The 16,494-nt window shown below is 62.6% G+C and carries 13 protein-coding genes and 1 pseudogene; 8 read left to right on the top strand and 6 right to left on the bottom strand.

The window, feature by feature from the left end:
* Nucleotides 1-132 precede the first annotated feature (132 nt).
* From OKC30_RS14010 to OKC30_RS14000, 3 genes are all read right to left on the bottom strand, one after another.
* Nucleotides 133-1,323, bottom strand: a complete 1,191-nt coding sequence (locus OKC30_RS14010) for an amino acid aminotransferase (protein ID WP_128314050.1) — start codon at nt 1,321-1,323, stop codon at nt 133-135.
* 135 nt (nt 1,324-1,458) lie between these two features.
* A complete protein-coding gene (locus OKC30_RS14005) occupies nt 1,459-2,400 on the bottom strand; it encodes a hypothetical protein (protein WP_162726181.1) in 942 nt (313 codons plus the stop codon).
* Between the two features lie 218 nt (nt 2,401-2,618).
* Entirely contained in the window at nt 2,619-3,692 is a 1,074-nt protein-coding gene (locus OKC30_RS14000; protein WP_201969336.1) for a porin, read from the bottom strand.
* 378 nt (nt 3,693-4,070) lie between these two features.
* Between OKC30_RS14000 and dinG the strand changes: the two genes are divergently transcribed.
* The 3 genes from dinG (at nt 4,071) to OKC30_RS13985 (ending at nt 7,983) form a co-directional block, all read left to right on the top strand.
* A complete protein-coding gene (gene dinG / locus OKC30_RS13995; RefSeq protein ID WP_270664491.1) occupies nt 4,071-6,143 on the top strand; it encodes an ATP-dependent DNA helicase DinG in 2,073 nt (690 codons plus the stop codon).
* A gap of 213 nt (nt 6,144-6,356) precedes the next feature.
* A complete protein-coding gene (locus OKC30_RS13990; RefSeq protein WP_270664493.1) occupies nt 6,357-7,016 on the top strand; it encodes a YccT family protein in 660 nt (219 codons plus the stop codon).
* 70 nt (nt 7,017-7,086) lie between these two features.
* Nucleotides 7,087-7,983, top strand: a complete 897-nt coding sequence (locus OKC30_RS13985; protein WP_270664494.1) for a histone deacetylase family protein — start codon at nt 7,087-7,089, stop codon at nt 7,981-7,983.
* Nucleotides 7,984-8,072: 89 nt separating this feature from the next.
* On the opposite strand, the gene OKC30_RS13980 is transcribed toward OKC30_RS13985, so the two are convergent.
* Both OKC30_RS13980 and ylqF read right to left on the bottom strand, forming a co-directional pair.
* Nucleotides 8,073-9,221 carry an MFS transporter gene (locus OKC30_RS13980; protein WP_270668416.1) on the bottom strand — a complete coding sequence of 383 codons (1,149 nt, stop codon included), beginning with the start codon at nt 9,219-9,221 and terminating at the stop codon, nt 8,073-8,075.
* Nucleotides 9,222-9,522: 301 nt separating this feature from the next.
* Complete coding sequence (ylqF, locus tag OKC30_RS13975) at nt 9,523-10,473, bottom strand: ribosome biogenesis GTPase YlqF (RefSeq protein ID WP_041213141.1); 951 nt, start codon at nt 10,471-10,473, stop codon at nt 9,523-9,525.
* Between the two features lie 341 nt (nt 10,474-10,814).
* Here ylqF and OKC30_RS13970 point away from each other — a divergent pair, with 341 nt between their 5' ends.
* From OKC30_RS13970 to rnk, 5 genes are all read left to right on the top strand, one after another.
* Nucleotides 10,815-12,206 (top strand): alkaline phosphatase, encoded by a 1,392-nt coding sequence (locus OKC30_RS13970; RefSeq protein ID WP_270664497.1) that lies wholly within the window; start codon nt 10,815-10,817, stop codon nt 12,204-12,206.
* Between the two features lie 24 nt (nt 12,207-12,230).
* Entirely contained in the window at nt 12,231-13,598 is a 1,368-nt protein-coding gene (locus OKC30_RS13965) for an alkaline phosphatase (RefSeq protein WP_270666680.1), read from the top strand.
* Nucleotides 13,599-13,648: 50 nt separating this feature from the next.
* Entirely contained in the window at nt 13,649-14,332 is a 684-nt protein-coding gene (locus tag OKC30_RS13960; protein WP_029314749.1) for a hypothetical protein, read from the top strand.
* 81 nt (nt 14,333-14,413) lie between these two features.
* Nucleotides 14,414-15,148 (top strand): substrate-binding periplasmic protein, encoded by a 735-nt coding sequence (locus OKC30_RS13955; protein ID WP_270664500.1) that lies wholly within the window; start codon nt 14,414-14,416, stop codon nt 15,146-15,148.
* A 233-nt stretch (nt 15,149-15,381) separates the two neighbouring features.
* Complete coding sequence (gene rnk / locus OKC30_RS13950; protein WP_010675253.1) at nt 15,382-15,777, top strand: nucleoside diphosphate kinase regulator; 396 nt, start codon at nt 15,382-15,384, stop codon at nt 15,775-15,777.
* Between the two features lie 116 nt (nt 15,778-15,893).
* Here rnk and OKC30_RS21430 read toward each other — a convergent pair.
* A pseudogene (locus OKC30_RS21430) lies at nt 15,894-16,418 on the bottom strand (GGDEF domain-containing protein); the annotation flags it as partial.
* Between the last annotated feature and the right edge of the window lie 76 nt (nt 16,419-16,494).

The raw sequence follows: 16,494 nt of genomic DNA, 5'->3' as shown, positions 1-16,494 counted from the left end.
TCATGCCTCCCTCATTTTTTAGCCCTGATACTACGTGGACTGGAACTCAAATTCTCTTAAGTGAACAGCATTGCGCCGTGTCGGCGGGCTTTTTATGGCTGAAGCAAGGCGCTGGGCGCAGATGCTTCTCTCTTACAACACCTTGGCGATGGCGTCGCAGAGGGGATCAATGTTGGCGCGGGTGATGCCTGCCACGCTGATCCGGCCGGAGCCGACGATGTAGATGGCGAATTCGCTCTTGAGGCGCTCCACCTGATCCTTGGAGAGACCGGAGAAGGAGAACATGCCGTTCTGTTCGCGGATGAAGCTGAAATCCTGATTCACTCCCCGCTCGGCCAGCTTCTCCACCAGCAGCTCGCGCATCTCGCGAATGCGCACCCGCATGGCGGCCACTTCTTCCACCCACTCCGCATAAAGGGCCGGGTCGCTCACCACGGTGGTGACAACGGCGGCGCCGTGTGACGGCGGGTTGGAGTAGTTGGCACGAATGACGGTCTTCACCTGGGTGAAGGCGACGTCGGCCACCGCCTTGGTCGCGCAGACCAGGGTGAAGGCGCCGACCCGCTCGTTGTAGAGGCCGAAGTTCTTGGAGAAGGAGCTCGCCACCAGCAGCTCGTCGTGGCACTCGGCGAAGATGCGAAGGCCTTCGGCATCCTCTTCGATGCCCCGGGCGAAGCCCTGATAGGCGAAGTCAAAGAGCGGCAGCCAGCCGGCGGTGGCACTCTGCCTGGCCAGGGCGCGCCACTGCTCGGTGGTGGGGTCGATACCGGTCGGGTTGTGGCAGCAGCCGTGCAGCAGCACCAGATCCCCCGCCTGCGCGTCAGACAGGGAGGCCTGCATAGCGGCGAAGTCGAGCCCCTTGGTGGCGGCGTCGTAGTACTTGTACCACTTGACGGTCAAACCGGCCGCCTGGAACACGCTGACGTGGTTCGCCCAGGTGGGATCGGAGATCCAGATGGTCTTGGCGAGATTGTTGCGTACCACGAACTCGGCGGCGATGCGCAGGGCACCGGTACCGCCCGGCGCCTGCGCCGTCTTGGCGCGGCCGCTGGTCACCAGGGCGGCATCACGGCCGAACAGCAGTTGCTGTACGATGCGGCCGTATTCGATATTGCCTTCGATACCGAGGTAGTTCTTGGTCTTCTCGTCGGTCAAGAGCTTCTGCTCGGCTTGCTTGACGCAGTGAAGGATAGGAGTGGCACCGGTCTCATCCTTGTAGATACCGACCCCCAGATTGATCTTGTGGCTGCGAGTGTCGGCACGGAAGGCTTCGGTCAGGCCCAGGATCGGATCCGCTGGGGCGGCAACAACCTTTTCAAACATGGTATTCCCTGTAGTCCGTTGAGTTCGTTGGCTGGCAAAGTAGGTTGGCAAACAAAAGCGCCCGTCCAGGGAGCGCTTCGTCAGCTCTTTATACCACTGCCTTCCATAGGGGAAAACCGCTTTCTCGGCGCCACCTCAACCAATCCCGTGCCAATCCGGTGCCAGGGCACACACCTCGACCGATAGACCCCGATTCGACTCCACCAGATCATTGCATTGCGCCAGCAGCGCACGGGGGATACGGCTCGGCTCCCAGGGCCGACCATCCCCCAGGGGAGCCCCGTAGGCCGCCTTGATGGGCACCAGATCCCGGGGCAGCCACCAGCTCGCCGGTCTCCCCAACCGCTGGGCCAATGCCAGTACTCTGTCGACCCCGGCCGGATCCAGGGCAGTGAGGTGGCTCCAGAGGGTCTGGGGCGGCAAGGCGGCGATCAGGGGCTCCAGCGTGCCGGGATCCTCGGCGGGATACCAGACCAGCAGGGCGTCGGCGGGCAGTGGCAACTCGGCGAAGGCGCCGACGGCATCGGTCGTGATCACCCGCTGTATCTCCCCCTCTCCCCAGAGGATCTTGCCAAGCTGCGCCAGGGTGCGGGCTGGCAGCGCCACCTCCCCCAGGGTCTGGAGCCAGGGGGCGGCATCCAGCAGGGTGCCGCCGCTGAGAAACAGGCTGAACGGCCGTGTGGCCCGCAGACGAAGGGGCAGATCACTGCAAAGCCGGATCCCCTTGTCTTCGAAGTCGATCTGCTCGATGGGGCTGAAATGACCCTCCCCCTTGCGATACAGGGCCGCCAGCACCCGCTCGTTGACCCTCTCCCCCAGTTGCCAACCGTGGGATTGCAGCCACTCCTCGGGTTCCGGCGGGGCACTGGCCATCTTCGCCAGCATCAGCTCCCGAGTCAGATAGCGGTGCCCGGCAGGGGTGAGCTCATAGTGGTGATTGCCAAGGGCCAGCAGCAACTGGTTGTCCCGAAGCATGCCGATGAGCGGCTGCCATTGACGACCGCGAACAGCCTGGGGGCTGCCGCTCAGCAACTGCTGTGCCAGCGCGCGCCACTCGGGGTGGGTGAAATCGATCAAAGACATCCTTCCCTGTCGGCAAACCATCCTTCAACGAATTGAATAATCTAGCGATTTACGACGAAGGAGCCAAGGGCGGAAAAGAGACAACGTGACCTGGCGCAGCACCGGACGTCGAAAGGAAGCGAAAGAGGTGAAAGGCAGATAAAACAAAACGGCCAAGCAAGCTTGGCCGTTTCATCAACTCTTTCACGATTCCCTATGAGAGGGAGCCTTGATTAGAAGTTGTATTGCATACCAACAGTCCACTCGTCATCTTGCTGACTCAGGCCTTGGATTTTGTATTCGGTGTAAGCTTTCAGCTTGGAGTTGAAGGCGTATTCAACACCCATGGAGGTGAAATCTACGGTGTCTTCGTAAGAAGTTACACCTTCCACTTTCGCTTCAGCGAAGTTGTAGCCAGCCAGGAAGGTCCAGGCGTCTACGTTGTAGGAAGCAGCCAGCTCGTAGCCACGCGCCTTGGCATCGTTGAAGCCGTCGAACTTGTAGGTGGATTCGTTATACAGGGCAGCGAAGTAGAAACCCTGATAGGTGTAGCTTGCGGCAACAGCCCAGTCATTCTTGTCGGTCAGATCAGCGCGACTGAAAGTACCGTTTTCGGAAGTGATGGTGAGGCTGGAGGCATCTTCGAAGCTCTTGGACTCGTAACCTGCGGCCAGACCCAGACCAAAGTCGAAGTCATAGGTTGCGCCCAGGGTGTAGCCGTGGTCCATTTTACCTTCAACACCAGACCAGCCAGCGTAGTTCGCATCATAGCTGCCGTTGTTGGTGATGTAGCCACCTTTCAGGCCAAAACCGTTCCACTGACCGTTATAGATAGCCTGACCTTCTTGACGACCATCATAGACGTTGGCCATGTCACCGTAGTCGTTGAAGATATCGGTCTTGGCGACGGTTGCATTGTAGAAAGCAGTTTCTGTCTGACCAAACAGGAACTGGCCATACTGGGAACCATCGAAGCCAGCATAGATGTGACGAGCCTTCAGCTCACGCTTGTCGCTGTCATAGGAGTTTTCGGAGGCCAGTTGCCACTCAGTTTTGGCAACGCCAGACCAGGTGTCATTCAGAGCCATTTTACCGGACCAGCCCAGACGGGCATAGGTGGTCAGCTCACCATCATTCTTGGAGTAAGAATCTGCGTCTGCATCGTAGGAGTCGTACTCGCCGAAGTACTGGGCATGTACACGACCGTAGATGTCGAAGGTGGTACCGTCTTTGTCATAGATGACGGCAGCGTTAGCTGCGGATGCAAACAGAGCCGGGATAGCAATAGCCAGAATTGTCTTTTTCATAGTTTCCAATGCCTACTGTAATTAAACACTAAGTTGTTGTTATTCCCTGTGTTAGCGATGTTCTTTGCATCACTATGGGGCCTGAGACTAGCACCGGGTTTTGCAATCCGCAATGAAAAAACTTGGAACTTTCCCGTGATTCCATAGTCATAGGGGAAAAAATGTGATCCAGGTCCCACCCCATTCCCTCGATGCGAGGACAACGTTTGTAGCGAAAAACGCTGCTTTTTTATGCCGGCTGAGGGGAGTCGTCCATCCCCAACCGCTGTGTTGGCATATTTGGCGGCGGCCATGCAAGGGGCTGTCATCCCTGCCTCGACCCGGGCGCCGGGTTGCGGGTATCCTGTCACTCCAATCCCAGCCATGACCCGCCAAGCCATGTTATCGACCCGTCTCAAAGCCAGTATTCGCGCTACCTATCGCCAGATAGCCGACGGCCTGCCCGGCTTTGTGCCCCGCAGGGAGCAGAACTTCCTGGTGGCCGAGATAGCCAAGACCCTCACCGGGGAGTACGACAGGTCTCGCCGTATCCTGGTGGCCGAGGCGGGCACCGGTATCGGCAAGTCCCTCTCCTATGCCCAGGGGGCCATACCAGTGGCACGGCTGACCCAGAAGAAGCTGGTGATCTCCACCGCCACCGTGGCCCTGCAGGAGCAGCTCATCCACAAGGATCTCCCCTTTTATCACCGTCACAGCGAGCTGCCGTTTCGTTTCATGCTGGTCAAGGGGCGCCAGCGCTACTGCTGCGAGCACCTGCTGGAGCAAGCGGCAAACGGCAGCGAGATGGCCAATTTCGAACTCGACTTCGGCGCATTGAGCAAACACAAGCCATCGGATGCTGACAAAGCGTGCTACCAGGGGCTGTGGCAGGCCTACACAGAAGGCAAGTGGGACGGGGATCGGGACAACTGGCCCAAACCCATTCCGGACCCTTGCTGGGATCGCATCGCCGCCGACCGCCACACCTGCAACAAGGCCCTGAGCCACCATCAGCACTGCCCCTTCCATCGGGCCCGCAACGACATGGACGCAGCAGACGTGCTGGTGGTCAACCACGCCCTGCTGCTCTCCGACCTCACCATGGGAGGCGGCATCATATTGCCGCCACCGGACGAGTGCATCTATGTGCTGGACGAAGCCCATCACCTGCCCACCATCGCCCGGGATCACGGCGCAGCGAGCGCCAGCATCAAGGGCTCCCGCCGCTGGCTGGAAAAGCTGGTGCAAAGCGCGGGCAAGCTGGCAAGGACGCTGAACAAGGAGAGCCTCCTCGACCCCCAGCTCAAACTGCAGGATGCCCTGGCCTCTCTCCAGCCGGATCTCAAGGCCCTCGAACAGTGGCTCGCCAGCAATGATCACCTCTTTGGCGGCGAGCCCCACCACAGATTCGCCGATGGGGTGCTGCCGGATCCCCTGCCCATGCTGGCGGAAAACCTCAAGGAGGCTAGCAAGAAGGCACTGAGGGCGCTGGACAGAATGCAGGGGGCCATCGGCGAGGCGCTCAAGGATGGCGACATCCGTCGCAAGGAGGCCGAGCCTCTGCTGGCGGAGAGTGGTTTTCACTTGCAGCGGCTCGAGAGCTTCTGCGCCCTCTGGGAGATGCTGAGCCGCCATGTTCCCACCGGCAAGACCCCCCTCGCCCGCTGGATGGCCAGAAGCGAGGACGGGGACATCTGGTTGCACGCCTCCCCCATCGAGGTGGGGTATCTGCTGGAGGAGTGGCTCTGGTCCCGCTGTCTCGGGGCCGTGCTGGTGTCGGCGACCCTCACCGCCCTCTCCTCCTTCAGTTATTTTCGCCACCAGGTGGGGCTCAAGGAGCATGACGGCACCCGCTATCTGCGGCTGCGCTCCCCCTTCGACTACCACAAGGCCGAACTCTATCTGCCCAAGATGGCCCATGAACCCAGTGCCCCCGCCTTCACCCAGGAGTTGATCGATATCCTGCCCCGCCTGCTGGCAGGCAAGGAGGCCAGCCTGGTGCTCTTCTCCTCCTATCGCCAGATGAACGAGGTGGCGGTGGGGCTGCGGGCCAAGGGGATGTCGCTCCTGGTACAGGGGGAAGCGTCCCGCAGTGCCCTGCTCCTCTTGCACAAACAGAAGTGCGACGGCGGCCAGGCCAGCATCCTCTTTGGCACCGGCAGCTTCTCGGAAGGGCTGGATCTGCCCGGCCATTACCTCACCAACCTGGTGATCACCAAGCTCCCCTTCGCGGTGCCCAACTCCCCCGTGGAAGAGGCGACCGCCGAGTGGATAGAGCAGCGCGGTGGCAACCCCTTCCTGCAACTGACGGTGCCGGAGGCGTCGCGCAAGCTCATCCAGGCCTGTGGTCGCCTCATCCGAAAAGAGGCGGATCGGGGGCGGGTCACCATCCTGGACCGGCGCCTGCTGACCAAGCGCTACGGCAAGGGGCTGCTGGACGCCCTCCCCCCCTTCACCCGACGCATCGAGTGACACGGCTGAGGCCCGCCATGCGCTCCCCTGTCCCTCATGTCAGGAGGGGGCAGAAAGATAGAAGAGCATGCTGCCCGCAGGACTCGGGGCAGCGGGACCCACACCCCGCACACCGGAAGGCGCCATAAACGGCTATTGCCGCTGTGGGGTAAACCTGTAAAAATGACCTCCTATTTTTCAGTGGGCAATTGCCTGACTGTTCAAGGAGATGAAATGAAACTGACTGTTCTGGTACCGGCCCTGGCTGGTCTGTTGTGGGCAGGTAGCGCCCTGGCCGCTAGCCAACTGGAAATTACGAATCCCTATGTCATCCAGCTACTCGATGGCGAACCCGTCAACCCCCAGCTGCTCGACAAAGCCACCGTCTTCTCCCTGGAGCCCGGCAGGCACCAGGTCGTGGTCGCCTTCGAGGGCAACTACTCCAGCCGCAGTGAAACCAAGCTGGTCACCGCCGAGCCCCTGGTGATCAACTTCACCGCCGCCGACAACCAGCAACTCTTCCTCGACTTCAAGAAGCCCCGCAAGGAAGAAGAAGCCAAGCGTTTCGTCAAGGAACAGAACGTCGTTCTGAAAGACAAATCCACCGGCCAGGTTCTGAAATCCGAGCAGTTCGTCATGCCGACCGTGGGTGGCTTCCAGCTGACCCGTGACTATCAGCAGGAGCTGCTGAAGATGGGCAAGGCCTTCAACCAGCCCAAGACCGTTTCCGTCTCCACCGCCGCCGTGATGGCTGCCGCCAGCGCACCGGTGGAAGTGGCCCCGAGCAAGGTCATGAGCAACCCGGAAGCCCTGACCCAGCTGCAGAGCTGGTACAACAAGGCCGATGCGGAGACCCGCAAAGCCTTCCAGATCTGGGTGATCCAGCAGCAGTAAGGCGCATCGCACGCCTGCATCGAGGGGAGCCTGGCTCCCCTTTTTCATACCCGTTCATGGCCGATGCTTCATGTCACTGCGCATCTTCTATCACCCCCACTACTCCGCCCTGACGCTGCCCGAGCGTCACCGCTTCCCCCTGGCCAAGTACCAGGCGCTGTTTGAACGCCTCGTCGCCCTCGACTATCCGCTGGCACAGGCCGCCCCTGCCAGCCGTGAGCAGATAGAGAAGGTGCACGATGCGGCCTATGTACAGGCCGCCCTCGCCGGCACCCTCGATGAAAGGGCCATTCGCCGGCTCGGCTTTCCCTGGTCTCCCCTGCTGATTGAACGTACCCTGCACTCGGTCGGCGCCACCCTGGCCGCCAGCCGCCACGCCCTTGCGCAGGGCTGCGGACTGCAGATCTCCGGCGGCTACCACCACGCCCACCGGGGGTTTGACAGCGGCTTCTGCCTCTTCAACGATCTGGTGATCGCGGCGCGAACCTGCCTGGACGAAGGACTCTGCGAGCGGGTACTGATCGTGGATCTCGATGTCCATCAGGGAGATGGCAGCGCCGCCCTGTGCACGGGCAGCCGTGACATCATCACCCTCTCCCTGCACGGGGAACACAACTTCCCCCACCACAAGCCGGCTTCCCATCTGGACTTTCCCCTGCCAAGCGGCATGGAGGACGACGCCTATCTCGAGACCCTGGACCAGGCCCTCGCCCTGGCTCATCGCCTCTACGCCCCCGACTTCATCCTCTATCAGGCCGGGGTGGATGTGCACCGGGACGACGAGCTAGGCTACCTCTCCCTGAGCGACTCAGGCGTGCGCCAGCGCGATGCCATGGTCTTTGACTCTGCGCTTCGCCACGGGCTGCCCATCACCGCCGTACCGGGAGGGGGTTACCGGCGAGACTGGCAGCAGTTGATCCCGCTGCACCTCTCGCTCTTCGAAGCAGCAAGGCACCGGTTTGGTTGAGCGGCACCGCCCGGCCCATGATGAAAAAAGGCGACCCTTGGGTCGCCTCTTCTATATCCAGTGCGCAGGGATGATGACGCCGTCTGCCCTCAGGCATGGGCCATCGGCGTCGGGTGCTCGCCCATCTTGCGCAGCAGCAGCAGCAGATAGACCAGGGAGACCCCGGCAATCACCATGAACAGCAGATGATCCGAGTAGTGCTGCATCAAGAGCGCCGTCAGGGTCGGCCCGAGCAGGCTGCCGATGGTGTAGCTCAGCAGCAGCGCCTGGTTCATGGCCACCAGTTGATGCTGCTCCACCTTCTCGCAGGCCCAGGCCATGGCCACCGGATAGAGCGTGAAGCCCGCGGCCCCCAGAATGAACAGCGTCGGTCCCATGGCCGCGTTGCCGAGCATCGCCATGGCCCCCAGGATCACCACCAGCACCTGTACCCGCAGCACCGGCAGGCGCCCGAAACGATCCGCCAGACGTCCCACAGGCCATTGCCCCAGGATGCCGGCGCTCACCATCACCGCCATCCAGTAGTCGATGGCCCCGTCGCTCATCCCCTGGTGGTTCAGATAGAGCGGCATCAGACCATAAAGCACCCCCAGCACGATGCCGGAGAGGATGCAGCCGTTCACCCCCAGACGCGACTGACGCAGGCGCAGCATCGGCCAGACCGGAGTCCTGGCCTGGTGGTTGCCTGACGGACTGGCGATGCGGGTGAACAAGAGCGGCAACATGGCCGTCAACACCAGGGCGGTCACCCAGGGCAGCACCGCCATCAGCGACGTCGGCACCTTGCTCACCAGCAGTTGCCCAAGCACAGTGCCCACGTAATAGACCATCATGTAGGCAGCCAGCAGGCGACCCCGATTGCGGGCGTTGCCGCTGCACATCAGCGCGCTCTCCACCACCACCCAGATCATGGCGCAGCCGACTCCGGCGATGAATCGCCAGGCGAGCCAGCTCCAGAACGCCACGGTAATGCCGAGCCCGACGCAGCCTGCGGCAAAGAGCGCACTGGCCAGGTAGTAACTGCAATTGAAGCCGCAGCGGGCGATGAGTCTGCCCGCCAGCAGGGTTCCCAGCAGGTTGCCGGTGAAATAGGAAGAGCCGACCATGCCGACCTGCCAGGTGGGCAGATGCTCATGGGCGAGCCAGAGCGGCACCAGGGTATTCAATACCGCGATGGCCAGGGTCAGCAACAGCAGGCCACAGAGCAGGAGCAGCACCGGGCGGGAGTATGTGGTCATGGATAGAACCGTTGGGAGAGGCAAAATGCGAGCGCATCATGCCACCGCCTGTGCCTTTGTCAATCGGCACTGAGGCCGGGTCGCAAGGTTTTTCTGCCCACTGTGATAGCAACGCGGCACGGCCCTCCCATGACGGGAGCCTCATCCCCTTGATTGGCCGGCACCTTGGTCATGATAAGGGGAACCGGGCGGTTGAATATCGACTCTGTGCCTCCCTCACGCCAGAGCACCATGACAAGAAGAGGCGGCCCAGGGCCGCCTCTTCTTTCTATCAAGCACAACCTATCGTGCACAACGCCGGTCAGCGCTGGCGCTTCTTGGCGTACTTGCGACGAGCCCGGGCCTGGCGCTCCTCTTCCCGCTCCGCCTTCTCCCTGGCTTTCTGCTCAGCCTCGGCCTCGGCTTCCACTATCTCGACGCTCACCATCTCTGGCGTCTCCAGGGAGATCCGCCCCAGCATGCCGGACCGGAATTCATTGACCAGGATTTCCGAGGCCTTGTGCAGATCCGCAAGCCCCCCCTTGCGCATGAAGCCGCGCTGACGGGCAATGAGATCCAGCAGCTCGATCTCGGTCTCCGGCAGCTCGCTCAGCTGGTAGCGTGCCTTGATGCGCTCCGGATAGGCCTTGATGAAGTAGTCGGCGGCAAACATGGCGATGTCGGCGTAATCGAAGACGGTATCCTTGATGGCCGCCGTGATCGCCAGTCGATAACCGCAGGAGGGCGGGTTGAGCTTGGGCCACAGGAAGCCAGGGGTGTCCGTCAGGATGACGTGGTTGTCGAGCTTGATCCGCTGCTGGGACTTGGTCACCCCCGCCTCGTTGCCGGTCTTGGCGATGATGCGCCCCGCCAGGGTGTTGATCAGGGTGGACTTGCCCACGTTGGGGATGCCCATGATCATGGCGCGCACCCCGCGCAGCTCGAAGTTGCGCTCCGGCAGCATCTCGTGGCACAGGGTCAGCAGTTGCTTGATCATCGTAGGCTCCTGCTGGGTCAGGGGCAGAGCCTTGATCCCCTTCTCCTGCTCCATGTGGGCCACCCACAGCGCGGTGATCTCGGGGTCGGCAAGGTCTGCCTTGTTGAGCACCTTGATCACCGGCGTCTCCCCGCGCAGCTCCGGCACCAGGGGGTTCTCGCTGGAGAAGGGGATGCGGGCGTCGAGCATCTCGATGATGACATCGACCTGGGGCATGACCTCTGCAATCTCTTTGCGGGCCTTGTGCATGTGGCCGGGGAACCAGTTGATGGACATATCCGTTACTCTCTCATTGGCATGCGGTCCCCTCTCGGGGCTGCGGGCACTCGGGGTTGCGGGTGCGTGGTGATGCGCCAGACCGCTGGCACTCATCGCAAGGGGGCGCATTTTACCTGCTGCGGCCCCGATTTGACAGGCTATTCTGGCCGGGTGTTGTCACCCGGGTGGCCGGATGCCCGCCACGCCACCGGGAGGTGAGTGGCAGAACACAATCAACATAACCCATTGATATAATATAACATTTACAAGGCGCTTTCACCGCATTGTCATCTCTCTTCACTAAAAGTGTCATCTGCCCCCTCTAGGCTGCGCTCAGGTTTCACAAGGAGCGAACCCCAATGAGAAAGATGGCAGGACTTGCAGTGATGATAGGCGCCGCCCTGGCCGCCGGCTGCAACTCCAACAACGACAGCAACACCCCGGAACCCAACGCCAAGAACGTGATCTTCTTCCTCGGCGACGGCATGGGTCTCAACACCCTCACCGCCTCCCGGATCTATGGCGTCGGCGAAGAGGGCAGCCTCACCATCGACACCCTGCCGGAAACGGCCTTCATCAAGACCTTCTCCCACGATGCTCAGGTGACCGACTCGGCCCCCTCCATGGCGGCCTACATGACCGGGGTCAAGAGCAACAACGGCGTCATCAGCATGGACAGCGACGCCACCCAGGAGAGCGATTGCAGCCAGAGCGGCGGCAAAGCGGTGACCACCCTGCTGGAGCTGGCCAAGGCCGATGGCCGTGGCACCGGCGTGGTCACCACCACCCGGGTCACCCACGCCACCCCGGCCGCCACCTATGCCCATATCTGCAACCGGGACCTGGAGGCTGATATCGCCGTCCAGATGGTGCCGGGGGGCAGCGGTTACAACAGCGCCCTGAAAGAGGGGCTGGACGTGGTGCTCGGGGGCGGCAGCGGCTTCTTCCTGCCCAGCGCCGACAAGGGCAAGCGGACCGATGGTCGCAACCTCATCGACGAGATGAAGGCGAAGGGCTATCAGTTTGCCGCCACCCTGGACGAGCTGAACCAGGCCGATGCGAGCAAGCCGCTGCTGGGCCTGTTTGGCTCAAGCCACATGAAATATGACCTGGACCGACCAGCCAGCGAGCCGTCACTGGCCCAAATGACCCTGGCTGCCATCAAGCAGCTCAAGGGCAAAGAGAAGGGCTACTTCCTGATGGTGGAAGGGGGGCGCATCGACCACGCCCTGCACGACACCAACGCCAAGCGCGCCCTGCAGGATACCCTCGCCTTCGACAACGCCATCCAGGCCGCCATCAATGAAGTGAAGAAAACCGATCCCGAGCTGAAAAACACCCTGATCGTGGTCACCGCCGACCATGACCACACCCTGGTGCTCAACGGGTACGCCAAGCGCACCGGCAAGACCACGGCAGGCAATGCGGGCGTGCTCGGGCTGGTGAAGAACTACGAGACCGGCGAGCCGAGCAAGGATAGCGATGGCATGCCCTACACCATCATCGGCTTTGGCAACGGCTACAACCGGGTGGACGGCCCGCGCAGCAGCGTGGCGGCCCTCGACGACGCCACCGTCTCCGCCGACGACTATCACCAGGAGGTGGTGGTCAAGGTGGGCGAGATAGGCAACGAGACCCACGGCGGTACCGATGTCTTCCTCGGCGCCATCGGCCAGGGAGCGGAGCGCTTCCACGGCTCTCTCGACAACACCGCCGTGTTCGGCAAGATCAAGGCTGCGGCCAAGCTGTAAGGGATTATCAGGATGAACATCACCATGAAAAAGACGCTGGTCTGCACCGCCCTGCTCGGCACGCTTGGCGGCCTCTCCCAGGCGCACGCCGCCGATGCCAAGAACGTCATCCTCTTTATCGGTGACGGCATGGGCCCCACAGTGCTCACCGCCACCCGCCTGTTCAAGGTGGGGGAAGAGGGGGAGCTCGAGATGATGAAACTGCCCCAGAGCGCGCGCATCAAGACCTTCTCCCACGATGCCCAGACCACGGACTCCGCCCCCTCCATGGCGGCCTACACCACCGGCGTCAAGATGAACAACGAGGTGATCGCCATGAGCAGCGACACCAGGGCCGTGGCACCGTCCAAGGATGCCAACGGCAACAAGGGCATCAACAACTGCACCAGCGACAACGGAAGCCCGGTGCCCACCCTTCTCGAGCTGGCCAAGGCAGCCGGCAAGTCGGTGGGAGCCGTCACGACCACGGAGCTGACCCATGCCACTCCGGCGGCGACCTATTCCCATATCTGCCACCGGGATGCGGCCTACGCCATCGCCGAGCAGGCGGTACCAGGCGGCGCCGGCTTCAATCAGGCGCTGGGGGATGGGGTCGATGTGCTGATGGGGGGCGGCGCCAACCACTGGACGCCCTACAGCGCCAGCAACAAGGGCGGCCGGGCCGACGGCCGGGATCTCACCGCCGAGCTGACCGCCCGGGGCTACCGCTATGTCACCAACAAGGATGAGCTCTCTGCCGTCAACTCGGGCAAGGTGCTGGGGCTGTTCAGCACCAAGTCCCACCTCGACTACGAACTGGACCGCGTCGCCAAGGGGGCGGCCAGTACCCAGCCGTCCCTCTCCGAGATGACCGCCAAGGCGATCGATCTGCTCAGCCAGAACAGCCAGGGCTACTTCCTGATGGTGGAGGGGGGGCGTATCGACCACGCCCTGCATGCCACCAACGCCAAGCGATCCCTGACCGATGCGGTGGCGCTGGACGAGGCGGTCAAGACGGCCCTCGGCAAAGTGGATTTGAGCGATACCCTGATCGTGGTCACCGCCGACCACGACCACACCATGACCATCAACGGCTATTCCGCCAAGGGCAACAAGGTGCTGGATCTGGTCAAGAACGCCGATGGCTCGACCCAGAACGACGCGGACGGCAAGCCGTTCACTACCCTGGTATTCGGCAACGGCCCCAACCGCCAGGACCAGCGTCCCACCCTCACCAGCGATGAGGTGATGGCGGATGACTACCTGCAGGAGACCGGGGTCAAGCTCGGCTCCGAGACTCACGGCGGCGGAGATGTGATGCTGTTCGCGGGCGGCGCAGGCAGCAGCCAGTTCAAGGGCACCCTCGACAACACCCGGGTGTTCGGCAAGCTCAGGGAGGCCCTCGGCCTGTGATAAAGGGGCCCGGCACCTCGCCGGGCACCTTTTCCGTCGAGCGAGAGACGATGATGAAATATCTGCTTTCTTTATGGCTGCTGGGCAGCGCCCTCTCCTTCCCCCTCCTGGCCGACGAGGTGCCCGATCTGGCCGCCCGCATCCGCTACGTGGACAGGGTGACCGGCAGCGACGGCATCACCCGGGAGAGCCAGTGGCAGGAGAAGTGGCTGCGGGTCGGTGACCAGGTGTGGAGCCAGCGGCTCATTCCCGTTCCCCTGGCCCGTGCCTATCACGCCACCCATGATGCCCGCCCCGGCCACAAACACTTCACTCACCAGATGGCGGCACGCTGGGTCACCCGCAGCGAGGGAGACGCACTCCAGTTGCGCTACGCCGATGCCTGGCACAACCAGCTGGTGGAGGTACCGCAGGAGGAGTACGGCCAGGTGGCCTTCAAACCGGAGTGGGCGCGGATCCGCCACCTCATCAACCCTTCCCTGTTAGAGGGAATGACACCGCTGGATGAGGCCGCCCCCGACCAGGCGAACTGGTATGAGACCCGCGAAGGTCGCCAGCGTACCCGCATCCTCTGGTCGAGCCGCTGGCAGTTGCCCCTGGTGGTGGAGTCGGCAAGCCTCGACGGTTATCGCAGCTACCGGATGGAGGTGACGCTCAAGCCGCTGCCAAAGACCCTCCCCTGGCAGCAACTGGCAGGGTACCAGACCCTTGATCTGCGGGATTTCTTCGACTGATCCCCCCAGGCTGCAATCGCCTGGCTGACATGACGTAACGGGATGTTACACTCTCTGTACTCATCCCGGACCCGAACATCCATGCGCCTTGTTACTCTGCTTCTGCTGCTCTCCCCTCTGATCGTCTGCACCTTTTCGGCCCGTGCCGTGGTCGTCGTGGCCGCGGACATTCCCCCCTATGTGATCCGCGCCCAGCAGGGTGCGCCGAGCGGCATGGCCATCGAGGTGCTGGAGGAGGCTGCCCGCCGCCTCGGGGAACCGCTCGAGATCGAGTTGATGCCGCTGGCTCGCGCCCTCAGCCAGGCCAGCCACCGCCCGGATGTCCTGTTGTTGCCCCCGGCCCGAAATCCCCAGCGCGAACCACTGTTTCTCTGGATTGCCCCCCTGCTGGAGGAGGCCTTCGTGCTGGTCAGCCATCGCCGTCACCATCCAGCGCCGCTCTCCATGAAGACGCTGCCTGGCCTCACCGTTGGCGTGATGCGTGGCTCCCATAGCCAGAGCCTGATCCAGCCGCTGACAGGGGTGACCCAGGAGCTGGTCACCGAGGAGGTCAGCAACGCCAGCAAGCTGGCGCGCGGCCGCATCCAGGCCTGGGCGGTGGCCTGGAACACCGCCCGTTACAACCAGCAGCGGGCGGGTCTGCCGCTCCCGGATCTGGTGCGGGGCGAGACCTTGCAGCAGAGCACCCTCTACCTGGCCGCCAGTCCCCGCTTCTCCCGCAGCGAGGCGCTGCGCTGGCGCCGGGTCATTCAGGAAATGAGGGAGGATGGCAGTCTCGCGCGCATCCTGCACCAGTACGATTACCAGGCTCCCTGATGAGAAAGTCAGCCCAATTGCCAAACCACCCCAGAATGGTTATGGTATCTCCATGAAAGCAATCATGATTTTTTCCAGTACGCTCACACCCCGCTGAGCCCCCGCCCTCGCCCCGCTGCGCGAGTCGCTCGGGGGCATCGCTTTTGCTGTCTGCTTTTTACCCTTGCACCGTTTTTTGTCGACCAGTCTGCCCGTCATCCTGGTCCCTTCAGTCATTGATAAGGAAATACCCTATGAAACAGCCTCATCTCGTCATCTCCAGCCTGGATCTGGATCGCATCGAACAGCTGCTTGGCAACCACCCCCAGCACCTTGCCCTGCAAGAGGAGCTGGATCGCGCCGAGATCCGCGAACCCGCCGACATGCCGCCGGACGTGGTGACCATGAACAGCACGGTGCGCTTCAAGATGCAAAACAGCGGCAACGACTTCTGCCTGACGCTGGTCTATCCGAAGGATGTGCAGGGGGACGAATCGAAGATCTCCGTGCTGGCGCCAGTGGGCAGCGCCCTGCTGGGGCTCAAGGTGGGTGACAGCATCGCCTGGCCGGGGCCGGCCGGTCGCACCATCCAGGTGGAGATCCTGGAAGTGGTCTATCAGCCGGAACGCGCGGGGGAGCTGCACCGCTGACAGGCTGCCAGGCTGCCAGGCTGCCATTCAGATCTGATGCGACCAGGTGGCTGACTCGGTATGCCTTTGTCCGGTCGGAGCTAAGGGCCACCGGCCGGGCATGACCTGACGGGGGATCAGGCCCCCTGACAGATCCGGTTCTTGCCCTCCCGCTTGGCCTGATAGAGAGCGATCTGCCTGGCTGAACAGGGTGTCAAAGTGCCATTCGCGGGCGCTGGGCGCCCACCCCAGGCTGGCCGTCACCCGGACCCCCTTCAGCCCCAGCGTTTCTATCCCCTGGCGGATCTGCTCGCAGCGCGCCTGCTGGGCCAGGGGGTCCCGCTCGGGCAACAGCAACACAAACTCTTCCCCGCCGAAGCGGCTGGCCACCAGATCCCGCTGGCCGGCAAGATAGCGACCCACCGCCTCCAGCACCCTGTCCCCGGTCTCGTGACCGTGGCGATCATTGATCTGCTGAAGTCGTCGAGATCCAGCACCACCAGCGCCCCCAGCCTTGCCATCGTCACGCAGTGATCCATGAAGCCGCGCCGGTTCAGGAGGCCGGTCAGGGGATCCTGGCTGGCCTGTCGACGCAGGGCCAGGGCCCGGTACTGGGTACAGAGCAGCAGCACCCCGAAGGTCGACAGATAGTTGCCCATCAGCTTGACATCCTCCCCCACCTTAGCGCTTCGCGTCACAGGAGGGGGATTCCCATTACTGGGTGATAGCTGCTCGCGC

Source organism: Aeromonas sp. QDB18 (assembly GCF_027705325.1).
Classification (GTDB): domain Bacteria; phylum Pseudomonadota; class Gammaproteobacteria; order Enterobacterales; family Aeromonadaceae; genus Aeromonas; species Aeromonas caviae.
This window is presented reverse-complemented; position numbering and strand designations above follow the sequence as displayed.